At 53.7% G+C, this 22,057-nt stretch carries 21 protein-coding genes; 8 read left to right on the top strand and 13 right to left on the bottom strand.

What is annotated here, in order from left to right:
• The 3 genes from cysT to IB237_RS07205 form a co-directional block, all read right to left on the bottom strand.
• Entirely contained in the window at positions 1 to 822 is an 822-nt protein-coding gene (gene cysT / locus IB237_RS07215; protein ID WP_192487980.1) for a sulfate ABC transporter permease subunit CysT, read from the bottom strand.
• 72 nt (positions 823 to 894) lie between these two features.
• On the bottom strand, positions 895 to 1,881 hold the full coding sequence (gene cysP, locus IB237_RS07210; protein ID WP_192487979.1) for a thiosulfate ABC transporter substrate-binding protein CysP: 987 nt from the start codon (positions 1,879 to 1,881) through the stop codon (positions 895 to 897).
• 177 nt (positions 1,882 to 2,058) lie between these two features.
• Positions 2,059 to 3,138, bottom strand: coding sequence for an enoyl-CoA hydratase/isomerase family protein (locus IB237_RS07205; protein WP_371815261.1), 1,080 nt, complete (start codon positions 3,136 to 3,138; stop codon positions 2,059 to 2,061).
• Positions 3,139 to 3,444: 306 nt separating this feature from the next.
• Between IB237_RS07205 and IB237_RS07200 the strand changes: the two genes are divergently transcribed.
• Positions 3,445 to 3,666 (top strand): DUF2934 domain-containing protein, encoded by a 222-nt coding sequence (locus tag IB237_RS07200; protein WP_192487978.1) that lies wholly within the window; start codon positions 3,445 to 3,447, stop codon positions 3,664 to 3,666.
• A gap of 46 nt (positions 3,667 to 3,712) precedes the next feature.
• On the opposite strand, the gene IB237_RS07195 is transcribed toward IB237_RS07200, so the two are convergent.
• Entirely contained in the window at positions 3,713 to 4,954 is a 1,242-nt protein-coding gene (locus IB237_RS07195; protein WP_192487977.1) for a saccharopine dehydrogenase family protein, read from the bottom strand.
• Between the two features lie 83 nt (positions 4,955 to 5,037).
• A complete protein-coding gene (nspC, locus tag IB237_RS07190) occupies positions 5,038 to 6,135 on the bottom strand; it encodes a carboxynorspermidine decarboxylase (protein ID WP_192487976.1) in 1,098 nt (365 codons plus the stop codon).
• A gap of 376 nt (positions 6,136 to 6,511) precedes the next feature.
• Between nspC and IB237_RS07185 the strand changes: the two genes are divergently transcribed.
• The 3 genes from IB237_RS07185 (at position 6,512) to galE (ending at position 8,391) form a co-directional block, all read left to right on the top strand.
• Positions 6,512 to 6,853: a YqjD family protein gene (locus IB237_RS07185; RefSeq protein WP_192487975.1), complete on the top strand. Its 342-nt coding sequence runs from the start codon at positions 6,512 to 6,514 to the stop codon at positions 6,851 to 6,853.
• Positions 6,854 to 6,862: 9 nt separating this feature from the next.
• Positions 6,863 to 7,279, top strand: a complete 417-nt coding sequence (locus tag IB237_RS07180; protein WP_192487974.1) for a hypothetical protein — start codon at positions 6,863 to 6,865, stop codon at positions 7,277 to 7,279.
• Between the two features lie 134 nt (positions 7,280 to 7,413).
• The gene (gene galE / locus IB237_RS07175; protein ID WP_192487973.1) at positions 7,414 to 8,391 is read left to right on the top strand and encodes a UDP-glucose 4-epimerase GalE; all 978 of its coding nucleotides are present in this window, start codon (positions 7,414 to 7,416) and stop codon (positions 8,389 to 8,391) included.
• Positions 8,392 to 8,465: 74 nt separating this feature from the next.
• On the opposite strand, the gene IB237_RS07170 is transcribed toward galE, so the two are convergent.
• Positions 8,466 to 9,047, bottom strand: a complete 582-nt coding sequence (locus tag IB237_RS07170; protein WP_192487972.1) for a PRC-barrel domain-containing protein — start codon at positions 9,045 to 9,047, stop codon at positions 8,466 to 8,468.
• A 283-nt stretch (positions 9,048 to 9,330) separates the two neighbouring features.
• On the opposite strand from IB237_RS07170, the gene IB237_RS07165 reads away from it, so the two are divergent.
• Positions 9,331 to 11,025 carry a sensor histidine kinase gene (locus tag IB237_RS07165; protein WP_192487971.1) on the top strand — a complete coding sequence of 565 codons (1,695 nt, stop codon included), beginning with the start codon at positions 9,331 to 9,333 and terminating at the stop codon, positions 11,023 to 11,025.
• 252 nt (positions 11,026 to 11,277) lie between these two features.
• Here IB237_RS07165 and IB237_RS07160 read toward each other — a convergent pair whose 3' ends face one another.
• Positions 11,278 to 12,267, bottom strand: coding sequence for a sensor histidine kinase (locus tag IB237_RS07160; protein WP_192487970.1), 990 nt, complete (start codon positions 12,265 to 12,267; stop codon positions 11,278 to 11,280).
• 108 nt (positions 12,268 to 12,375) lie between these two features.
• Positions 12,376 to 13,170: a response regulator gene (locus IB237_RS07155; RefSeq protein ID WP_192487969.1), complete on the bottom strand. Its 795-nt coding sequence runs from the start codon at positions 13,168 to 13,170 to the stop codon at positions 12,376 to 12,378.
• A gap of 138 nt (positions 13,171 to 13,308) precedes the next feature.
• On the opposite strand from IB237_RS07155, the gene IB237_RS07150 reads away from it, so the two are divergent.
• Positions 13,309 to 13,512 (top strand): NepR family anti-sigma factor, encoded by a 204-nt coding sequence (locus IB237_RS07150; RefSeq protein WP_192487968.1) that lies wholly within the window; start codon positions 13,309 to 13,311, stop codon positions 13,510 to 13,512.
• Positions 13,509 to 14,075, top strand: a complete 567-nt coding sequence (locus IB237_RS07145) for an RNA polymerase sigma factor (RefSeq protein WP_192487967.1) — start codon at positions 13,509 to 13,511, stop codon at positions 14,073 to 14,075. The genes IB237_RS07150 and IB237_RS07145 overlap by 4 nt, the downstream gene beginning before the upstream one ends.
• Before the next feature lie 70 nt (positions 14,076 to 14,145).
• Here the strand turns inward: IB237_RS07145 and IB237_RS07140 are convergent, their stop codons facing one another.
• Positions 14,146 to 14,616 (bottom strand): Lrp/AsnC family transcriptional regulator, encoded by a 471-nt coding sequence (locus IB237_RS07140; RefSeq protein ID WP_192487966.1) that lies wholly within the window; start codon positions 14,614 to 14,616, stop codon positions 14,146 to 14,148.
• Positions 14,617 to 14,792: 176 nt separating this feature from the next.
• Here IB237_RS07140 and putA point away from each other — a divergent pair, with 176 nt between their 5' ends.
• Positions 14,793 to 18,482, top strand: coding sequence for a trifunctional transcriptional regulator/proline dehydrogenase/L-glutamate gamma-semialdehyde dehydrogenase (gene putA / locus IB237_RS07135; protein ID WP_192487965.1), 3,690 nt, complete (start codon positions 14,793 to 14,795; stop codon positions 18,480 to 18,482).
• A 92-nt stretch (positions 18,483 to 18,574) separates the two neighbouring features.
• Here the strand turns inward: putA and IB237_RS07130 are convergent, their stop codons facing one another.
• The 4 genes from IB237_RS07130 to IB237_RS07115 are packed head-to-tail and all read right to left on the bottom strand — an operon-like array spanning position 18,575 to position 22,045.
• Positions 18,575 to 19,354, bottom strand: coding sequence for a carbon-nitrogen hydrolase family protein (locus tag IB237_RS07130; protein WP_192487964.1), 780 nt, complete (start codon positions 19,352 to 19,354; stop codon positions 18,575 to 18,577).
• Between the two features lie 5 nt (positions 19,355 to 19,359).
• Positions 19,360 to 20,160, bottom strand: a complete 801-nt coding sequence (locus tag IB237_RS07125) for an ABC transporter permease (RefSeq protein WP_192487963.1) — start codon at positions 20,158 to 20,160, stop codon at positions 19,360 to 19,362.
• Positions 20,157 to 21,011, bottom strand: coding sequence for an ABC transporter permease (locus IB237_RS07120; RefSeq protein WP_192487962.1), 855 nt, complete (start codon positions 21,009 to 21,011; stop codon positions 20,157 to 20,159). Before IB237_RS07120 ends, IB237_RS07125 begins: the two co-directional genes overlap by 4 nt.
• Positions 21,008 to 22,045 carry an ABC transporter ATP-binding protein gene (locus IB237_RS07115; RefSeq protein WP_192487961.1) on the bottom strand — a complete coding sequence of 346 codons (1,038 nt, stop codon included), beginning with the start codon at positions 22,043 to 22,045 and terminating at the stop codon, positions 21,008 to 21,010. The genes IB237_RS07120 and IB237_RS07115 overlap by 4 nt, the downstream gene beginning before the upstream one ends.
• Positions 22,046 to 22,057: the final 12 nt, after the last annotated feature.

Below are 22,057 nucleotides of genomic sequence, written 5' to 3'. Positions count from 1 at the left end.
TCAGTTCCTCACCGTATAACGCAGCGCCCGAGCCTGCAGCAGATTGGTCACCGCCAGCATCAGGAATGCCGTCAACAACAGTACAGACGCAATCGCTGCGGCGGCCTGATAGTCATATTCCTCAAGCCGGATGAAAACGAGCAGCGAGGTGATTTCAGTCTCAAATGGCTGGTTGCCAGCGATGAAAATAATCGCGCCAAATTCACCTAAACTGCGGGCGAAGGACAGCGACAGACCGGCCAGGATGGCGGGTGTGAGTAAAGGCAGAATGACCTTGCGAAAGATTTCCCAGTCAGAGCCACCAAGCGATTGTGCGGCCTCTTCGAGAGCAGGATCGAGGTCTTCCAGCACCGGCTGCACAGTGCGCACGATAAAGGGCAGGCTGGTAAAGGCCATCGCAATCATGATGCCGATCGGTGTGTAGGCAACCTTGATACCGACCATGGCCAGAACGGAGCCAAACCAGCCATTGCCGGCAAACAGGGCCGTCAGCGCGATACCGGCAACGGCAGTCGGCAAGGCAAAAGGCAGATCGACAATCGCATCTACGAAACGCCAACCAGGAAAACGGTAACGGGTCAGCACCCATGCCAGTGCCAGTCCGAACACGACGTTAAAACACGTGGCCGCCAAGGCGCAAAGAACCGTAACGCGGTAGCTGGCAACCGCGCGCGGCGATGATACGATGTTCCAGTATTCAACAGGCCCAAGGCTGGCAGCCTTGAACACCAGTGCCGCCAGCGGCAGCAACACGATAACGCCAACGTAAAAAAGGGTTACGCCGAGTGAGAGGCTTAACCCCGGCAAGACATTGCGTTTCAAACGGCATCCCCCAAACAAATTGACCCGGCAGGTTTGCCCTGCCGGGTTAAATCCGTATTCAGTTCGATTTTATCAACGGTTGCCGTAAAGCTTGTCAAGGACAGCGCCGGACGCAAAATGCTCCTTCTGCACCTTATCCCAACCACCGAAAACATCGTCCACGGTCACCAGGCGAATTGCTGGGAACTGATCCTTGAATTCCGCAGCGACCTTTTCGTTGTTGACGCGGTGGCCGAATTCAGCGGCGATCTTCTGACCTTCTTCCGTGTATAGGAAGTCGAGGTAGGATTTTGCCAGTTCACGCGAGCCACGCTTGTCAACGACCTTGTCGACGACAGCAACCGGGAATTCTGCAAGCAGGCTGACCGACGGCACGACGCTTTCAAACTTGTCGGTGCCATATTGCTTGGCAATGCCACGGGTTTCCGCTTCAAACGTGATGATCACGTCACCGATTTCGCGTTCAACGAAGGTGGTGGTGGCAGCGCGGCCTCCGGTGTCAAAAACCGGAACGTTCTCAAAGATTTTCTTGACGAAACCTTCAACCTTCGCCTCGTCGCCGTTGAACTTTTCCTTGGCGTAAGCGGTAGCAGCCAGATAGGTGTAGCGGGCATTTCCGGAGGTTTTCGGGTTCGGGAAAACAATCTTCACATCATCGCGGGCCAGATCATCCCAGTCCTTGATATTCTTCGGGTTACCGGCGCGAACGAGGAAAGACGGGAAGGAGTAGAATGGCGAAGCATTTTTCGGGAAATCTTTCTGCCAGTCAGCAGAGACAAAACCCTGCTTCACCAGAAAATCGATATCCGTCACCTGATTGAACGTCACAACGTCGGCTTCCAGACCTTCGACAATGGCGCGCGCCTGCTTGGAGGTACCGGCGTGTGACTGGTCAACCGTTACGCCTGGATGCGCCTTGATGAAGGCTTCATTTTCGGCAGCAAAGACTTCACGCGCAACGTCATAGGATGCGTTGAGCAGCGTTTTCGGCGGTTCGGCAAAAGCCTGACCGGAGAAGAGAACAGCAAGTGCTGAACCGAGAATGAGAAGGCGCTTCATTGAATTCCCCACAAATGAACTGCCGATGAAACTATAGATAGCAGACAGCTCATGCGAGGAATCCCCCTCCAACACCTCTCGGGAAAGGAGAATTTTACGCCAAATGAATTGGCGGAATGCGATTAATATTCCCTCGTAGGCAAATAGGAGGAAGTATTGCCTAAAGCTTTTGCCAGTTTACAGCCTGTGGCTGGCAAAAACCGGGTGGGGATTTTGGCCGAAATACCGTGCGACATCTTCATCTGCGACATCGCTCAGCATAGCCGGTTGCCACTGGGGATTGCGGTCCTTGTCGATGATCGCCGCCCTCACACCCTCGTAAAAATCATGGCCCTTCAAAACCTCTAATCCAGCCGCGAATTCACGCTCCAGACATTCGATCAGACCGGAACTTTCACGGGCCAGCCGCAACATACGCAAGGTGATTTTCAGGCTGGTTGGTGATCTCTTCTGCAGGGTCTGTAGTGTAGTTTGTGAAAAAGCATCAGCCTTGGCCTTCAACGTGGCAATGATCTCTTCAACCGTATCATGGCTAAACACGGCATCGACAAGCTCGCGACCGGTTTCAAACATCCCCGGTGCTGGCGGCGTTGAAAATTGCGCCAACAGCATCTCAATGCCCTTATGCACATGCGATGGGTCAAGTGCAGAAATTGCAGTGGTCAACTCCTCCAGTCGCTCTGCTGGAACGTGCACATCCGCAAGTCCTGCAAATATCGCATCCGCGGCATTGACCTCATTGCCGGTCAAACCCATCCATGTGCCAATTTCCCCGGGCGCCTTTGGCAAAAGCCAGCTGACCCCGACATCCGGAAAATAACCGATCCCGGTTTCGGGCATCGCAAGACGTGTCGTCTCCGTCACCACACGGAACGCGCCGTGGGCGGAAAGCCCCACGCCACCTCCCATGACGATGCCATCCAGTAGGGCGATATAGGGTTTGGGATAATGTGCGATAGTGTAATTGAGCGGAAATTCCTCCCGCCAAAAACGGCTGACATCAGGATCGTTTGCCTTGCCAAGATCATGGATAATGCGGATGTCTCCGCCGGCGCAAAAAGCCCGCCCGCCCTCACCGGCAACAATGACACTGGCAATCTCGGGGTCATCGGCGAAGGTGGCCAATGCCTCCCTCATATGATGCACCATGTTCACGTTCAGACTGTTAAGTGCACGCGGCCGGTTAAGCCGGATGATCCCAAGATAACCTTTACGCTCGAGCATGAGCTCATTGTCGGGACCGGTCATGTCGTTCATCTGATCACCTAAAATTGAATGCCTGGAATCGCTGTTCGATTTTCATTGTGAAAGTACATGTTGCAGGTGGCAATGCATTGATAAACACCAATGCCGGTCCGGGATCGATACAACTTTCGTCCCAAAAATCGCACGCATTTGACAAATGGCAACCATAGCGTTCTTGCAGCGCAGCAAGAACGCTTGACGCATGCCGAATCATGCCTTGTAATGACCTCTCCGATTGCCGGCGCAATCCCTGTCCAGCGTCCTGCCGGCCATGCGTATCGCGTTGCACAAGCAACGATCAGCAACAGGAGATTTGAAATGCAGTCTTCGGAATACGAATGGATCAGCAAGCGTGCCTACACCTTGTGGGAAGCAGAAGGACATCCAAATGGCAGGGATGCCGAACATTGGGGTCAGGCGACCCGGGAGTTTAAACTCTTGAACGAGTCCACCGCCACCCATCCGGCCGTCAAAAGAAAAACCACAGCAAAGGCTGCTGCGCCCGCCAAACCGAAAAAGATCAAGGTTCCGGCTGAATAGGCCATAAAAAAGCCCCGCAATTGCGGGGCTTTCTTTTTGTCTATCTTCAAGAGAAGTCCAGCGCGCGATCGCCGTTCTCATCCTTGATGCGCGTCGGCAGGCCGATGCGGTTCAGGATGTCGAGGAATGGCTGCGGCGGCAGTTCTTCCACGTTCGCCATCTGCTTCACATCCCATTCACCGGTCGCAATCAACATCGCTGCAGCAACTGGTGGTACGCCAGCAGTGTAGGAAATGCCCTGACTGCCGACTTCTTCATAGGCTTCCTTGTGGTCAGCCACGTTGTAAATGAAGACTTCGCGTTCCTTGCCGTCTTTGGTACCCTTGACGATATCGCCAATGCAGGTCTTGCCGACATAATCAGGTGCAAGCGATGACGGATCAGGCAATACGGCCTTGACCACCTTCAGCGGCACAACTTCAAGACCTTCAGCGGTCTTAACCGGCTTTTCGGACAGAAGACCAAGGTTGTTCAGCACGGTAAAGACGTTGATGTAGTGATCACCAAAGCCCATCCAGAAACGGACATCGGCACCGTCCATGTTCTTGGACAGCGAATGCACTTCGTCATGGCCGGTCATGTAGGCTTTTTGCTTGCCAACAACCGGCAGGTCAAATTCTTGGCCAACCTCGAACATCTTGTTGGTCTGCCACTGCTGGTTCTGCCAGGAGTAAACAACGCCCGTGAACTCGCGGAAGTTGATTTCCGGGTCAAAGTTGGTGGAGAACCAGCGACCATGGCTGCCAGCGTTGATATCAACGATATCAACCGAGGTGACCTTGTCGAAATATTCATCCTTGGCAAGACGTGCATAGGCGTTCACGACACCCGGGTCAAAACCGACGCCGAGAATGGCAGTAATACCCTTTTCCTTGCACTCTGCGGCGCGCTTCCACTCGTAGTTTCCGTACCACGGTGGTGCTTCGCAGATTTTGCCTGGATCTTCGTGGATAGCAGTATCCATATAGGCAACACCTGCATCCATACAGGCGCGAAGAACGGACATGTTCACGAAAGCCGAACCGACGTTGATAACAATCTCAACACCGGTTTTCTCTATCAAGGCTTTTGTTGCCTCAACATCCATAGCGTCAAGCGCATGGGCCTCAAGCTTCACCTCGGTTTTGAGGCTCTTCTTCTCGCGTACGGATTCGACAATCTTGCGGCACTTTTCAACGGTGCGTGACGCAATATGAATGTCTCCCAATACATCGCTGTTCTGGGCGCACTTATGCGCCACGACCTGTGCCACGCCACCGGCGCCGATGATGAGAACGTTCTTCTTCATTTCAGGTGATGCCTCCTTTTCCCCACGGGGATAAGATACTGTTGGATTAGGTTTTACAGGAGCTGCCCTTATGACAGCTCATGTTACGACAGACTTTGCTCGTAATCGGCAAAATCAAATTCACGGACCGAACGGAGCGAGCCATCCAGTTCCTTGATGACGATGGCCGGCATTTTCACGCCATTGAACCAGTTCTTTTTGACCATAGTATAGCCAGCAGCGTCCTGGAACGAAATCCGGTCGCCGATCTTGAGCTCGGAGCCAAAACGGAACTCCCCGAATATATCGCCGGCGAGGCAGGACTTACCGCAGACCATAAAGCTGTGATCGCCTTCATTTGGTGTTACCTTGGCATTTTCGCGGTAGATCAGCAGATCAAGCATATGGGCTTCGATCGAGCTGTCGACAATTGCCAGGTTCTTGCCGTTATAAAGCGTATCGAGAACCGTCACTTCCAAGGTCGTGCTCTTGGTGATCGAAGCCTCGCCTGGCTCCAGATAGACCTGCACGTCGTACTTTTGCGAAAACGCCTTGAGACGGTCACAGAACGCATCGATCGGATAACCTTCACCGGTGAAGTGAATGCCACCACCAAGGCTTACCCATTCGGCGCGAGACAGTAGCGTTCCAAACTTGTCCTCGATCTGCGTCAACATGCGGTCAAACAGCGCAAAATCATTGTTTTCGCAGTTGTTGTGGATCATGAAGCCGGAAATCCGATCCATGACCTTCTCGACCTCGGTGACGTCCCATTCACCGAGACGGCTGAACGGGCGGGCCGGGTCCGCCAGATCAAAACTGGACGAGCTAACTTGAGGATTGAGACGAAGTCCGCGCGTGATACCGGCGGCCTTGTCAGCAAAACGCTCAAGCTGGCTGATCGAGTTAAAAATAATTTTGTCGGCATGCGAGATGACTTCATCGATCTCGTAATCGGCATAGGCCACGCTGTAGGCATGAGTTTCTCCGCCGAACTTCTCATGGCCGAGACGAACCTCGTACAGCGATGAGGATGTCGTGCCATCCATATACTGGCTCATGAAATCGAACACCGACCATGTGGCAAAGCACTTCAACGCCAGCAAAGCCTTGGCGCCGGACTTCTCCCGCACATAGGCAATCTTCTCCATGTTCTGGAGCAGTCTGGACTTGTCGATCATGTAATAAGGTGTCTGAATCATTGCGGCGTCACATCTTCGTCTATAGGATTTTGATGGGCCTTATATGATGCTTGTGACAGGAAAACAAATAACCACGCAGAAATGTTGTGTCTGTGCAAAACCTGTTTGCCCAAAAAAGCCATCAACAGACTGCCATCGCCAGCAAATTCCTTTTGTCATGGAACAATATGCAGTCTCGAGCTGTTTAAGCCCGCAGTTGGTAAAGTTGGCGTGAAGCATACCTGCGAGCGCCCTAATGGAGATAAATATGAGAGGCATTCTTCTCTGGCTGGTCGGTATTCCGATCCCAGTCATTATCCTTCTCTACTTCTTCGGCTATATGTGAGACACGCAATAGACGTATTTTTTACAGGGCAACAACTGAAAGGGACAACACATGGCTGGACCACGCAACGTGAATGAAAAGATTGATCAGGCGCTCGAAAATGAGAATGTTGCGGAAATTGCCGAGCAGCTCGCACGCTTGCGAGAAGACCTTGCTGGCCTCGCCAAAAGTGTGAAAGCGCTAGGCGTTGATGCGACAGATGAGATCAAAGCGCAGGCAAGTCGTGTAACGGATGAGGCAATCAGCGTCTCCACCCAAGCAGCGCAAAATGTTCGGGACGAGTTTTCCGCCCTCAACCAGAGCTTGACAGAACAGGTGCAAAAGAAGCCCCTGCAGTCTATTGGCATTGCTGTTGCGGTCGGCTTTTTGCTTGCCGTTATCAACCGGCGCTAAATAATCGCCATGCTCCAAACCCTTCTAGTTTACCTCAGCGACAGCCAGCGTGAGGGCAGAGTTATAACCCGCCGCATGCGTTCCAAAGCCATGTTGTGGGGATTTTGTCTGTTCAGTTTTCTGGTCGCTCTGATCTTCGGCATCATTGCTGGCGCCATCTATCTGGCCCAGGAAATTGGCGCTGGCCCTGCGGCTTTGTTGATTGCAGGCATCGCCTTTCTGCTTGGTGTTATAGCACTGATATTCTTGGCTGTAATGAACCGGCCACGTGTCTACGGCCCTCCGCCTGGAGTGGCACAAGCTGCGATGGCGCCGCTTGTTGTGCAGTCATTGGTTGGCAACGCCATGCAGTCGCGGCCTTATGTCACTCTGGCGGCGGCCGGTGTGCTCGCATTTCTGGCTGCCCGGCCGATCGTGCGCAAGTAACAAATCTATCCGGCTGTTCTCGGACGGCCGGATACCATTCTCCTGTAATATTGCCGTAACAACTACCTGCGTCTCTGGCCTCAATCCGCAAACCATGTAATGAAACGCGTGGTGCAGTAATTGAGAGACAGTAGATGCCAGAAAAAATTCTCGTCGTCGGTGGGGCCGGATATATTGGCTCGCACACATGCCTCCTGCTTGCAGAAAGAGGCTACGAGCCCGTTGTTTACGATAACCTTTCCAATGGACATGAAGAATTTGTGCGCTGGGGCCCATTCGAGCAGGGCGACATCAGAGACCGTGCACGCCTTGACGAGGTCATTGCAAAACACAAGCCGAAAGCGGTGATGCACTTTGCGGCACTGATCGAAGTTGGTGAATCTGTCAAGGAACCGGTCGCCTTTTACGACAACAATGTCATTGGTGCACTGACCTTGCTCTCCTGCGCGCTAAATGCCGGGATCGATGCATTTGTGTTTTCGTCCACCTGCGCGACCTATGGTCTTCCGGAACGCGTACCTCTGGATGAACAGCACCCGCAAGCACCCATCAATCCCTATGGCCGCACCAAGCTGATCATTGAACAAGCGTTGAAGGATTTTGGCACCTACAAAAACCTGCGTTCGGTTATCCTGCGTTACTTCAATGCGGCAGGCGCGGATTTTGAAGGCCGTATAGGCGAATGGCATACGCCGGAAACCCACGCCATCCCGCTGGCGATCGACGCTGCACTTGGCCGCCGTGAAGGTTTCAAGGTCTTCGGAACAGACTATGACACACGCGACGGCACCTGTGTTCGTGATTACATCCATGTGCTCGATCTGGCCGACGCCCATGTTCGTGCTGTCGATTATCTGCTGGCGGGAGGCTCAACTGTTGAGTTGAACCTTGGCACCGGCACCGGCACCACGGTCAAGGAATTGCTGAATACAATTTCCGAAATATCCGGACGCCCATTTCCGGTGACCTATGCCGATCGTCGCGAGGGTGACTCCACCACACTGGTGGCCAACAATGACAAGGCCCGCGAAGTTCTGGGCTGGGATCCACAATATACGCTGAGAGACATTATCAGTTCGGCTTGGCAGTGGCATTCCACACATAACGGCTGAAATGTCTCTGATAGACAAACAACAAAAAAGGCGATGCCAACAGCATCGCCTTTTTATTTGAACTCAACCAACCATTACGGGGTGGTCGACGAGGTTGTCGAGGTATCAGGCATTGCTGGCGCCTGGGCATTCTGTGCATTACGCTTTTCTTCCAGCGTCATGAACTGTGGTGCCGCCTTCAGGGCATCAGCTGTTTCCATCGTTGTCAAACGAACGGTACCAGCTTCAGCGTCACGCGTTACAGTCACCTTGTCGATTGGCAGCGCTACGTTTTTAGCACCAATACCAAGGAAACCACCGACACCAACGACAACTGCGTCAATGCCACCGTTTTCCTGAATAATCAGGTCTGTTACGTTACCAATGCTTTCATCACCAGAGGTATAGATCGACTTGCCGATATAGTCATTGGCACTGACCTGCTGCTCAGACTGCTCAGTCAAATATTCACCCGAAGTGGTAGCAGCCGTGTCTGGCGCAACAGTTGCATCAGGTGTCGCAGGAGCAACGGGAGTTGCGGGTGTAGCCGCAGGACTTTCTACCGAAGGGCTTGCTGGAGCACCCGGGGCCGGTGTGGTTTGCGCCATCGCAAGTGGTGCGAACGCAGTTGAACCCAACAGGGCAGCGGATGCGATCATGGTGAGTGTCTTCTTCATATCGAACCTTCCTTTCGTAACATCAAGAACTTGCAATAACCGGTACGTTCGGTTGTGTTTGCTGTTCGGTATGGAAACGGCACAACGGCGGAGATGGTTCCTTATTTTATCGAGAAAGTTGCTCAACACACGGAAATGTCTTTGCTTTTTTATTCCAACGCCCTAAATTTCGGGGTGTAATCATGCTTTTAAAATGATCCGGCATGAAATAACGTATCGCCAGTTTGGCAATCGTTCTCATCGCCTGAAAATGAAATCAGTCGCATGACCGACAAGGAACGGGATGATCGAGAAACTCAAAGCATACCTTGGACGGTTGTTTCCAGTCGCGTCGCTAAGAGCTTATATTGTGGTGATGACCACTGTCGTCACCTTGCCGCTGATTATTTTTACCGGCTACCTTATGTTCAAACTCGAGGCTGACGAACGTTCCGACCTGCAACGTGAAACCGTAGACGATGCCAGAGCGATAAGCCGCAGCATTGAGCGCCGCCTGCAGGAAATGGCAACATCCCTCAACTTGCTGGCACAGTTTCCAGAACTTGAAAGCAACGATCTTCCCGCCTTTCAGCGCCGTATTCATTCAAGCCTCGCGCAAGAAGGTCTTTACGTTATTGTCGCCACCAAAGACGGGCAGCAGAAGCTGAACACGCGCCTGCCATCAGGCGAAACGCTGGGAAAAATTCCTGAGCAGGCAGACCTCTCGAAATCGCTGTCTCAAAACCGCATAACCGTATCGAATATCTTTTTTGGCAACACCAGCAAGCAATGGGTGTTTAACGTTACATTGCCGCTACCGTCGAGACTTGCAAGCACAGGCGATGCACTGATCATGACGCAAAATGCCGCTGATCTTCGCCCGCTTATCTCGACAGAGAACCTGCCTGCTGACTGGTCTGTTGCCGTGCTGGACGATGAAGACAGGGTGATTATCTCGAGCGAACCAGGCAAGGTCGTGCCTGGAGAAGCATTTACTGAGGAAAATCTGCTCGGCCGCATGAGCGGTTTCAGTGGCAACTTTCTCGACGATCACGGCAACGTCTTCGCGTATTCTCAGTTTCTCGGCTGGTCATGGAAAACCGTTATCTGGGGTCCGGCAGCCTCGAGCCAAGTCGCATTGGTCAGCACGTGGCGCAACATGATGATAGGCAGCGTGCTGATGGTGCTAGCCGCAGTCATCGGCGCCTATATCGTCGGTCGGCAACTGCGAAGCTCGATACTGGAAATAACCGATATGGCGGAGCGCATCGGCCAGGGGGAAATTGTTGCTCCGGTACAGACCAAGATCACCGAAGCGAACCAGGTGGCTATTGCTCTGTCAAATGCCTCCTTCGACCGAAGTCAGGCTGAAGACCACATGTTGCTGGTTCTGCACGAGCTTGTTCATCGATCAAAAAACATCCTCACACTTGTGCAAGCGATGATGCGGCAGCTTGCGCGTGAAAACACGTCGATTGCTGATTTCCAGAAAGAGGTCGATCACAGACTGCGTGGCCTTGGCATGTCTATTCGTGCCCTGACAGAAACCCAGTGGCAGGGATTGCCAATCAAGAAATTGATCGAAACCCATCTTGATGTGTTCGGCAGTGTAAGCCAGCAAGTCGTCAATAAGGGTGAAGACTTCATGCTCTCGCCAGAGGCAGCACAGAATCTCGGATTGATCTTGCACGAATTGACAACCAACTCCATCAAGTACGGTGCGCTGTCCGTCAAAAACGGTATTGTTGAAATTGAATGGCAGCACTCTGAAAGAGAAGATGGTCAGGAAATGATGACGATTTACTGGCGCGAGAAAAATGGGCCAGCGGCCGAACAACCAAGCCGTAAAGGATTTGGTTCAACCATTGTCAAACGTCATGCGGAAGGCGCGTTTTCGGGCGTTGTCTCCATGGATTACGCCACCTCTGGCTTTGCCTGGACGCTCACTGCCCCAACACGCTATTTCATCAAATCAAGCAAAACATCCGAGGCAGAATAAAAATCAAAATTTCTTGGGAACGAAATGAATGCTCACGCATTCTTTCTGCAAGCCAGGAATGTTACCCCGTCCCCCGTCATTCCCTTGGCTTATGCAGGTCCCGCCCTAAGACCTGTATAAAAAAGCCCGGTTCAGCCCCCGAACCGGGCTTTTTTTATGGCTGATTTCCTAAGTATCGATCACTTGCCCACATGAATAACCCTCCCGCAACAAAATTGGGGAGGGTCGCAAAACTGACAGAAGATACCAATGTTAAATAGGGAACGTCAGGCGATAGCGGATGTGGTGGGTATGAATTTCATATACCGCCTCGCCAGCCAAAGCCGCCGGGACGACCTTTTCAAGCACAACACTGCCAAAATGGGCATTGTGTTTATGCCCCTCAGACTTTGGTTCGATAGGCCGGTTTGACAGTGGCTCTTCCCATAGAATTTCCAGCCGATCCTCACCATCCGTCTGCGAGCGGGTACAGTGCAAGGTAACTGGAAGATGGCTTGCCAAATTGCCGCCATGAGAGATGGTGTTAACCACCAGCTCATGAAACGCCAACCCGACATAGACAGCACCATTCGGGTTCAGCAGCACATTATCGCCATGCATGCGAACCAGATGCGGATATTCCGGCAAATAGAGATTGGACTGCTGACGCAATAGGTCAAAAACCGAAGCGCCTCTCCAATCGGAGTCGGTAATCAGATCCTGCGCCTGCGACAGCGCATGCAGACGCCCCCTGAACTTGCGCAGGAACTCGTCTTTCGACAGTGTAAAACGTGCCGTTTGCGAAGCAAGGCTTTGAATGATCGCCATCAGGTTCTTCGACCTGTGGCTCACTTCACGCAATAAAGAGCGCAATAGTTGTTCACGCCTGCGTTCTGCAGTGACCTCGCGGATCGTCGTTTTGATCACAAGCTGCTCACCGCGCGTAACGGTTGTGTAGGCAGCAAACTGGAAAATCCGGTCTTCGCCCGCATTCACCTCCAGCATACCGCTGGCACCGGACACGTTGAGCCCTTGCTTCAAATCTGAAAGCCGAAGGGCCAACTCCGATCCAAAAAGATTTTCATCAGTCGGTTCGCACCCGGCGGGAACCTGCCAAAGATCCGGGAGGTTGGCAATGAAGATGTAGTTTGAGGAACAATCCTGAAGCATGACAGTCTCGCCGGAATCCAGCAGAGCGAGTATCAGCGATTCACGTAATTCCTGCTCATCCTGCCCAGGCGTGTACCAAGCCAGACGGTGCACTCATGATCTCCTTAAACAATGTCACGACAACCGCTTTGCGAAAGTTGTGACGAATACCATGTCCGGGGAAGAGCCTTGCCCTTCCTCCGTCATGACCGGGCAAATCACCTATGCAGCAGCACGTGAATTTTCATTAAAGAAGAGCGCCTGACTGATCAATGCCTTCACCATATCTGGATTGAATGGCTTGGTAACCAGGAAGGTCGGTTCTGGCCGTTCGCCAGTCAGCAATCTCTCCGGGAATGCCGTGATGAAGATGACTGGCAGTGATGTGGACTGCAGGATTTCATTCATCGCTTCAAGTCCGGAACTTCCGTCGGCCAGCTGGATATCTGCAAGAACCATCTTTGGACGGGTGGTCTTGAACAGCTCGATGGCTTCTTTGTGGGTACGAGCAATGCCGGTAACGTTGTGACCGAGGTCTGTCACCATTTGCTCGATATCCATGGCGATCAAAGGCTCATCTTCGATGATCATGATATCGGTTGCCACCTGGCGGGCGATTTCCGATGCGGCTGTGTCAATCAGTTCGCCAAGCTTCTTTTCCGAAACCTGAATTATCTCCGCCGCTTCACTGGCGCTGAACTCTTCCACTGTGGTTAGGAGAAATGCCAGGCGTGGAAGAGGCGGCAGTGCTGCCAAGTTGGCAGAGGCCTGTTTTTCCCAACCACTCAGCGGTTCTTCGGGGTTTATATTGATGCTAACGGAACCAAAAATAGAGACAAACAATTGATAGACTGAAACTCTGTCGCTGCTGGTCTTGGGATAAATACTGACATCGGCGATCAAGGCCTCAAGGCTCGCAGCAACATAGGCATCACCTGTGGTCTGGGAACCGCATACGGCTCTCGCAAACCTGCGTAAATAAGGCAGATGAGGCGCTATACGAGTGGAAACTGACATTAATAATTCTCCCCTTACATGCGATTTGCCGTGCAAATCCGTGTGTAAACACAACACTTAAAAAAAAGTTCCACACTGCCGGAACTCTTTTTTGCTTGCCGCATTTTCCGTACGGCGATGAAAGGACTACTTTAAGTTATGAGTGATTTTCAGACAGATGACGATATTGCAGGAAAGGCGGATGGACCAGTTGTTCCAGCCTCCGGACGTACTGTTATTTCCCGCAAGTTAAGAGAACTCTACGACACTGTTCAAGACGAAGGTATTCCGGACAAATTTCTCGATCTGCTGGAAAAGCTGGATGAAGCCGAGCGTAACGCCGGTACATCGGAGGCGCGATGACCGGTTCCTCGGATCAGAATGAGCGCGACTTCAAGCGGGAAATGCTTGCTGCGCTGCCAAACTTGCGTGCCTTCGCCATTTCCCTGATTAGATCGCGCGATCGCGCAGATGATCTAGTTCAGGACACCATCATGAAAGCGTGGGCAAAACAGGACAGCTATCAACCTGGCACCAATATGCGGGCTTGGCTTGTCACCATTTTGCGCAATGAATTTTACAGCCAGATCAGAAAATCAGGCCGCGAAGTCCAGGACACCGACGGTGCTTTCACGTCGAAGCTTTCGGTGCCACCAGAACAGAACGGTTCAGTAGACCTTCAGGATTTCAAGCAGGCACTCGCCCAATTGCCAGATGACCAGCGTGAAGCCATTCTGCTGGTTGGTGCATCAGGCTTTGCCTATGAAGAAGCGGCCGAAATTTGCGGCTGCCCTGTTGGCACTATCAAAAGCCGTGTAAGCCGCGCGCGTCTGCGCCTGCAGGAACTGCTCGGCATTGAGGATGAGCGGGAGTTTGGGCCGGATGCCCAGATGACTGCGGTCACCACCAGCGCTATCATTCGCTGATATCAAGGCTTGAGAGTTCAACGCTCTCAAGCCTTTTTCCTTTTGCGCGAAAACCACAGGCGCTTGCGCCTTAAATACCCGTGTCCTTCACGGACTGCATCACGACGTAGGTCGATGTATTGGAAACGGATGGAAGGCTGGAGATTTTTTCACCCAGCACCCGGCGATATTTACGAATATCCGTTGTTCTGACTTTGAGAAGATAATCGAACGAGCCCGCGATCATGTGGCATTCTTCGACTTCCTTGATTTTTCGCACAGCCGAGTTGAAATCCTCAAGCGCCTTTTCGCGAGTGTCGGACAATTTCACTTCGGTAAAGGCAATATGTTCAAGTCCCAGCTTGGCCGGATTGAGCGTGGCGCGAAAACCCAGAATATATCCGTCTTCGATCAGTCTTTTAAGTCGGGCCTGACACGGCGTTTTCGACAGGCCGACCTGTTTCGACAACTGCAATACCGACATGCGGCCATCATCGCTGAGTGCTTCAAGGATCTTCATGTCGAACTGATCCAAATCGCCTGATTTTACGCCTTGAACCATCAATATAGACCTTTATCATGATTTAATAAGACTGTTTTGCCTATTTTATTGCAAAAATAAGGACAATGCAATTTTCTGCGAAATGTTATGTTCTCTGCAGAGAAAAGGTGCGCAAAATATTTCTGAACACCTTTGCAAAAACGATTTCATGCATTGAGAATTGGAAGGACGAACCGATGGCGGATGTCACAGGCAGCATGGGTGTGAATGGAAATACGACTGCTCAAGGCGTCTTCGAGCGGTTTGCACCACCGGTACGCGAACAGAATGCTTACCGTCAGGCCATTACCCAGGCTTATCGCCGCTCCGAACAGGACTGCATTGCTCCTCTTCTGGAACGCGCCACTGTTACCGAACAGTCAGCACAGGAAATCCGCTCCATCGCCCGCAAGCTGATTGAAGCCCTGCGCTCGAAGGCAAAAGGCAACGGCGTGGAAGGTCTGGTGCAGGAGTACTCGCTATCCAGCCAGGAAGGCGTGGCGCTGATGTGTCTGGCAGAAGCGTTGCTGCGCATTCCCGACACCGCAACCCGTGACGCACTGATCCGTGACAAGATTGCCAATGGTGACTGGAAGTCGCACATCGGTGGCGGTCGCTCGCTGTTCGTCAATGCCGCCACATGGGGTCTGGTGATCACCGGCAAATTGACATCGACCGTCAACGATACTGGTCTTTCCTCCGCCCTCACCCGTCTGATCGCCCGCGCGGGCGAACCAGTCATTCGTCGTGGCGTCGATATGGCAATGCGTATGATGGGCGAGCAGTTCGTGACCGGCCAGACGATTGGCGAAGCCATCCAGCGTTCCAAGCCCTATGAAGCAAAGGGCTTCCAGTATTCCTACGACATGCTGGGTGAAGCAGCCACAACCGGCAAGGACGCAGAGCGCTATTACAAGGATTATGAGGCAGCCATCCATGCCATCGGCAAGGCATCTGCTGGCCGTGGCGTTTATGGTGGGCCCGGCATTTCCATCAAGCTCTCCGCACTACATCCACGTTATTCGCGCTCGCAGGCAGACCGCGTCATGGCGGAACTGCTGCCACGCGTCAAAGCGCTGATGGTGATGGCGAAAAACTACGACATCGGCCTCAATATCGACGCCGAAGAAGCAGACCGCCTGGAGCTTTCGCTTGACCTGCTGGAATCACTGGCGCTTGATCCTGATCTCGGCAACTGGGAAGGCCTGGGCTTCGTTGTGCAGGCCTATGGTCGCCGCTGCCCGTTTGTCCTCGATTACATCATCGATCTTGCCCGTCGCTCGAACCGCCGTATCATGGTGCGGCTCGTCAAGGGCGCTTATTGGGATGCGGAAATCAAGCGTGCGCAACTGGATGGTCTGGAAGACTTCCCCGTTTACACCCGCAAGATCCACACCGACGTGTCCTACATTGCTTGCTCGCGCAAGCTGCTCGCCGCACGCGACGTGATCTTCCCGCAATTCGCCACACACAACGCGCAGACAATGGCGACCGTCTACCACCTTGCTGGACCGGACTTCAAAATTGGCGATTATGAATTCCAGTGCCTGCACGGCATGGGTGAGCCGCTTTATAGTGAAGTTGTCGGCAAGGACAAACTGGATCGTCCGTGCCGTTTCTACGCACCTGTCGGAACGCATGAAACCCTGCTCGCCTATCTCGTTCGCCGTCTTCTAGAAAACGGCGCCAACTCGTCCTTTGTCAACCGTATTGCCGATCCCGCTGTACCGGTGGATGACCTGCTGACCGACCCGGTTGCCATTGTGAAGGCAATGCCGGTTCCGGGTGCTCAGCATGATAGGATTTCGAGCCCAGCCGGCCTGTACGGCACAGAGCGCCGCAACTCCGACGGCATTGACCTTGCTAACGAAAACTCTCTGTCGGCATTGAGTGCCGCCCTTACGGAAAGTGCCGCCATGCAGTGGACGGCGGCTTTCCCGGCATCGACGGGTGCAAGCCGTCCGGTTTTGAACCCTGGCGACCACACCGATATCGTCGGCTATGTGACCGAACCGTCGGAAACTGATGTCAAGCAGGCATTCGAGGCTGCTACTGCTTCCAATTGGCCCAATCTGCCGGTCGCAGAACGTGCAGCAATCATCGAGCGCGCTGCTGATCTGATGCAAGCAAAAATGCCAATATTGCTTGGCCTGATTGTGCGCGAAGCGGGCAAGTCCCTGCCCAACGCCATTGCAGAAGTGCGCGAGGCCATCGACTTCCTGCGTTATTACGCGGAAGAAGCCCGCAACAACTTTACAGGCGAACAGAAGGCGCTCGGTCCAATCGTCTGCATCAGCCCATGGAACTTCCCGCTGGCGATTTTCATCGGTCAGGTGACTGCGGCATTGGTCGCCGGCAATCCGGTTCTCGCAAAGCCAGCGGAAGAAACCCCGCTGATCGCTGCAGAAGGCATCCGTCTTTTGCATGAAGCAGGCGTTCCGGCCGATGCCGTCCAACTGATGCCTGGCGACGGCAAAACTGGTGCTGCTCTAGTTGGTGCGCCGCAGACAGCCGGTGTCATGTTCACCGGCTCCACCGAAGTTGCCCGCCTTATCCAGAGCCAGCTTGCAACGCGCGTATCGGCAGGCAACCGCCCAATTCCGTTGATTGCGGAAACCGGTGGTCAGAATGCGATGATCGTCGACTCCTCTGCCCTTGCAGAACAGGTTGTCTTCGACGTGATTGCTTCTGCCTTCGACAGCGCGGGCCAGCGTTGCTCGGCGCTGCGCGTCCTGTGCTTACAGGAAGATGTGGCAGACCGCACGCTGACCATGCTGAAGGGTGCGTTGCACGAACTCAGCATTGGCCTTACTGACCGCCTGTCGGTGGATGTTGGCCCGGTTATCACTGCTGAAGCCAAGGGCATCATCGAAAGCCACATTGAGGGCATGCGTTCGATTGGCAACCGCATCGAACAGATCGAACTGGCTGGCGAAACTGGCAAGGGTACATTCGTACCACCAACCATCATCGAACTGAAAAACCTGTCCGACCTCAAGCGCGAAGTGTTTGGCCCCGTTCTCCACGTCATCCGCTTCAAGCGCGACAACCTCGACAAGCTGATCGATGACATCAACGCAACCGGTTACGGCCTGACATTCGGCCTTCATACCCGCCTTGATGAAACCATCGCCCATGTCCTGTCTCGCGTGAAGGCGGGTAACCTCTACGTGAACCGTAACATCATCGGCGCGGTCGTCGGTGTGCAGCCATTCGGTGGTCGCGGTCTGTCTGGCACCGGTCCTAAGGCAGGTGGACCACTCTACCTTGGCCGTCTGTCGACCAAGGCACCGGTCTTTGCAGAAAAGCACAACGGCAAAGCCGATCCGGCAATTGCCGAATTTGCAAAGTGGTTGGATAGCAAGGGCAAGACATCGGCCTCCGCCAATGCCCGCAACACCGCAGACCTGTCCGCCGTCGGTTTTGAAACCGAACTGGAAGGTCCGGTTGGCGAACGCAACGTCTATGCTTTGCATCCGCGCGGTCGCATCCTGTTGGTTCCGGAAACTGAAAGCGGTCTCTACCAACAGCTGTCGGCAGCATTGGCGACAGGCAACAACGTGGTCATCGATACGGCAGCAAACCTGCAGCCATCGCTTTCCGGCGTGCCGCAGGCGATCGCAAATCGCATCACATGGTCTGCAGACTGGAAGAACGCAGGACCATTTGCTGGCGCGCTGGTTGAAGGCAATGTCGACAAGATCAAGCAGACCAACGGGCTTATTGCCGCCCTGCCTGGCCCGCTTGTTCTCGTACAGGCCGCATCGAGCGTTGAACTGGCCGGTGAAGAGCAGGCCTATTGCCTGAACTGGCTGGTTGAAGAAGTATCTGTCAGCGTCAACACCACAGCTGCCGGCGGCAACGCCAGCCTGATGTCAATCGGCTGACACCACAAAAATAAAGCACGTTGCTCAGATCGCCTGAAGCAACGTGCTTCCTTCCGTAACCCGGCAGATGCTTGAAGCGTCTGTCTGGTTGTTTATGTGAGCGAAACGAGATCGCGCAGATAGGTATTTTCCTGTCGGGATTGCGCGTAGGCCCCGGGCTCTATCTCAGCGTAAAGAATGGCGTCATTGTCCGCGGACGCCTGCGCGAGGAATTGGCCGTCCGGCGCTGCAATGCAGGATAGTCCGGCATAATCAAAGGCGCCGTCGCTCCCGGAGTGATTGACGTAAGCAACATAAACCTGGTTTTCATAGGCACGTGTGCGGATCATGGTCTGGGCAATAAAGCTGCCCGACGCCCCCTTGGGCAAGGCTGTCGGCACCAGCACCAGCTCAGCGCCGGCAAGTGCAAGACGGCGGACATTTTCTGGAAACTCGACATCGTAGCAAATGAGCATGCCGAAGGTGATGCCACCATGCTCAACGAGCACAGCCGATGGTTTTTCGGCACAAAACAGGCCGCGTTCGTATTCGCCATAAAGGTGGGATTTTCGATAGATGCGGCTATCGCCCTTTTCATCGACAAAGATCGCGCTGTTATAAACGTTATCCCCGGCACGTTCTGCAAACCCCGCCACAACGGCAATCGAATAGACGCGTGCAATCTCTGCCAAGCGTTGTTCAATCTCGCCACCGGCCGGAGATGCCAGTAACGCCATGGCTTCGCCAGCCCCGTAACCGGTGACAGCAAGTTCAGGCGCAATCAGCAATGAGGCACCCTGCGAGGCTGCCTCCTTTGCTGCCTGTTCAATACGCGCCAGATTGGCAGAAACATCTGCCAAAACCGACTGCATCTGCAAAGCTGCGATCTTCATGACTCTCACTTGTCGTTGGAGGACATGGCACCCAGAAGTTTCGGCAAGTCACCAAACCGCGCCACCAGACCAAAGACCACAGCTGCAATTGTCAGGAACAACACGGTCACCGAGGCCATGGTCGGTGTGTAGCCGTAACGCAATGCATTGAAGATCTTGATCGGCAGAGTTTCCATGGTGAAACCGACAGTCATATAGGCGACGATATATTCGTTGAGCGACAGCACGAATGCGAAGGCATAACCCGACACGAGATAGGGCAGGATCAATGGCAATACTACAGTCCTGAAGATGGTGCGGTCATTGGCGCCCATCGTTGACGCAGCCTCAACCAGCGAGCGGTCGATCGAGGAAAATCCCAGTGAAATCGTCACCAGCGGCAGTGTCACAAAAAAGATGGCGTGACTGATAACGGCCGTCCATGGTTGGCCATAAAAGCCTGTTGTTGCCCAGAAGGTCAAAAGGCCAAGCGCTGTGATAACTGGTGGCAGCGTAAATGGCGCAACACCCAGCACCTGAAAAATATTTGCCCATGGCGCGATACGACGCCACAGAAACCACGCCAGCGGCAAAGCGATCAACAACGCAAGTGCAGCCGAAAGAGCAGCCAGCGTTACCGATGCAAACAGCGCGTTACGCCATTCGACATTGGTAAAAATTTCGCCATACCACGACAGTGAAAAACCCTGCGGCGGAAATGCCAGCGTCTGTTTTTCATTGACGGACACGCCGGCAACCACAATCAGCGGCATTGCCAGAAACAGGCCGAACAGCGTGAAGAACAGGCGTTTCAGAAACGTAGTCATGCCGCCTCTCCTTTCCGTCCCAGAAACAGCGTCAAGCCGACAAGCCCAAGGGTTACGAGAACAAGGAATACCGCCATGGCCGCCGCAAACGGCATGTTGGACTGGTAGATCGCCTGATCTGTAATAAGCACCGACAAGGTCCAGTGCTGCGGACGGCCGAGCAACTGAGGCAGCAAATAACAACCGAGCGCAAAGATGAACACCATGATCGAGGTTGCCATGATCGTGCTTCTGAGCGCTGGCACCACGACTGTGAAGAACGCCTTGATCGGTGAAGCACCAAGCGTGCGCGCAGCCTCGGTCAATGTCGGATCAAGCCGCACAAGTGCGGGATAAAGCACCAGAACGGTGTAAGGCAGTGCCTGGTAGACAATACCTGTCAACACAGCGCCAAAACTTGGTGTCAGAGCCTTTTCCTGCTCCATCAACCCGATCGCCACAAACAGGTTGGTGATACCGGCGGTGCGCGAAAACAGCGTTGACCATGCAAAGCCGATCATGACTTCAGACAGCGACAACACCGACAACAGTGTCACCAGCCACAGTACCTGCACTTTTCGCGCCGAGCGCGACAGCAGGTAGGTGAAGGGCACGGCGATCACCACGCAGCAAATGGCGACAAGCACCGCAAGCATCAGTGAAAAGCCAAGCACACGCCCGAAAAACAGGCTCATGAACCGGGCATAATTGTCGAGAACGAAGGCCGGTTCGTAAAACGCCCCCTGCAAGCGTTGAAAAAACGAAACCGAAATCATCGTGCCAAAGGGAACGACGAAGAAAATGATCAGCATCAGGGCTGGAAACAGCAGCGGCCCGTAATCGGTCAGTTTTTGCGGCGCTTCCCGTCTCATGATTTCAATACCACGCAGACGTCAGCGCCGAGCTTCACGCCGACATTTTGCCCGACAGTAACCTGAGGACGGGCGCTCGGTGTCGACACGGCAACAATCTGCTTACCGCCCGCCTCGACGAATGTTTCGATCGTACCACCAAGATCACGCACAAAGGTAACGGTTCCGGATATCGTGCCATGACCAGGCGCCGTCAGTTCGACATCTTCCGGGCGCACCGAAATCACGCCCTTTGACAGGCCGGACGAAAGTGCCAATCCCTCGACAGCTTCGCCAAGCACAACAGCACGGCCAGCACTGTCTGCGGAAAAATCAATAAGGTTGGTCATGCCGATAAAGTCTGCAACGAAGGTATCGGCCGGTTTACGATAGACATCGACCGGAGCAGCAGCCTGGCGTATTTCGCCGCCATTCATCACCACAACCGTGTCGGCCATGGTCATCGCTTCGCGCTGATCATGGGTTACCACAATGGTGGTAATGCCCAGACGCTGCTGAAGCTGGCGCAGTTCAACCTGCATCGCCTCACGCAATTTCGCGTCCAGCGCCGACAGGGGTTCATCCAGTAGAAAAAGCTTTGGCGAAATTGTTAGGGCACGGGCAATGGCGACGCGCTGGCGCTGGCCGCCAGATAGTTTGGAAACGGGGCGATCGGCGTAACCGGGCAGATGGATCATCGCCAGCAGCTCGTCAACGCGCTTTTTCTGCTCTTCCCTGCCAGCACCACGGATGCGCAACGGGTAGGCGATATTTTCGCCCACCGTCAGATGCGGAAACAGGGCCAGCGACTGGAACACCATGCCAAGGTCGCGTTTGTGCGTCGGCACGGTTGTAATGTCATCACCATCAAGACGGATCGTGCCGCTGGTTGGCAAATCCAACCCGGCGATCATACGCATTAATGTCGTTTTTCCGCAGCCGGAAGGGCCAAGCAGACAGACGAATGTGCCGTGCGGAACATTCAGGCTGACGCCATTCACGGCCGTGAAGTTGCCGAATTGCTTGACGATATTATTCAGGGCCAGACCGGACATACATTCCCCGTT

This window comes from Agrobacterium sp. AGB01 (assembly GCF_014851585.1).
Classification (GTDB): domain Bacteria; phylum Pseudomonadota; class Alphaproteobacteria; order Rhizobiales; family Rhizobiaceae; genus Agrobacterium.
This window is presented reverse-complemented; position numbering and strand designations above follow the sequence as displayed.

Coding starts and splice junctions, on each gene's coding strand:
- IB237_RS07145 (WP_192487967.1), top strand. CDS start 13,509: ATGACCGGTTCCTCGGATCAGAATGAGCGCGACTTCAAGCGGGAAATG.
- IB237_RS07200 (WP_192487978.1), top strand. CDS start 3,445: ATGCAGTCTTCGGAATACGAATGGATCAGCAAGCGTGCCTACACCTTG.
- IB237_RS07185 (WP_192487975.1), top strand. CDS start 6,512: ATGGCTGGACCACGCAACGTGAATGAAAAGATTGATCAGGCGCTCGAA.
- IB237_RS07205 (WP_371815261.1), bottom strand. CDS start 3,138: ATGAACGACATGACCGGTCCCGACAATGAGCTCATGCTCGAGCGTAAA.
- IB237_RS07150 (WP_192487968.1), top strand. CDS start 13,309: ATGAGTGATTTTCAGACAGATGACGATATTGCAGGAAAGGCGGATGGA.
- IB237_RS07180 (WP_192487974.1), top strand. CDS start 6,863: ATGCTCCAAACCCTTCTAGTTTACCTCAGCGACAGCCAGCGTGAGGGC.
- IB237_RS07155 (WP_192487969.1), bottom strand. CDS start 13,170: ATGTCAGTTTCCACTCGTATAGCGCCTCATCTGCCTTATTTACGCAGG.
- IB237_RS07165 (WP_192487971.1), top strand. CDS start 9,331: ATGATCGAGAAACTCAAAGCATACCTTGGACGGTTGTTTCCAGTCGCG.
- IB237_RS07195 (WP_192487977.1), bottom strand. CDS start 4,954: ATGAAGAAGAACGTTCTCATCATCGGCGCCGGTGGCGTGGCACAGGTC.
- IB237_RS07120 (WP_192487962.1), bottom strand. CDS start 21,011: ATGAGACGGGAAGCGCCGCAAAAACTGACCGATTACGGGCCGCTGCTG.
- nspC (WP_192487976.1), bottom strand. CDS start 6,135: ATGATTCAGACACCTTATTACATGATCGACAAGTCCAGACTGCTCCAG.
- IB237_RS07125 (WP_192487963.1), bottom strand. CDS start 20,160: ATGACTACGTTTCTGAAACGCCTGTTCTTCACGCTGTTCGGCCTGTTT.
- cysP (WP_192487979.1), bottom strand. CDS start 1,881: ATGAAGCGCCTTCTCATTCTCGGTTCAGCACTTGCTGTTCTCTTCTCC.
- IB237_RS07140 (WP_192487966.1), bottom strand. CDS start 14,616: ATGGTTCAAGGCGTAAAATCAGGCGATTTGGATCAGTTCGACATGAAG.
- putA (WP_192487965.1), top strand. CDS start 14,793: ATGGCGGATGTCACAGGCAGCATGGGTGTGAATGGAAATACGACTGCT.
- IB237_RS07170 (WP_192487972.1), bottom strand. CDS start 9,047: ATGAAGAAGACACTCACCATGATCGCATCCGCTGCCCTGTTGGGTTCA.
- galE (WP_192487973.1), top strand. CDS start 7,414: ATGCCAGAAAAAATTCTCGTCGTCGGTGGGGCCGGATATATTGGCTCG.
- IB237_RS07130 (WP_192487964.1), bottom strand. CDS start 19,354: ATGAAGATCGCAGCTTTGCAGATGCAGTCGGTTTTGGCAGATGTTTCT.
- IB237_RS07115 (WP_192487961.1), bottom strand. CDS start 22,045: ATGTCCGGTCTGGCCCTGAATAATATCGTCAAGCAATTCGGCAACTTC.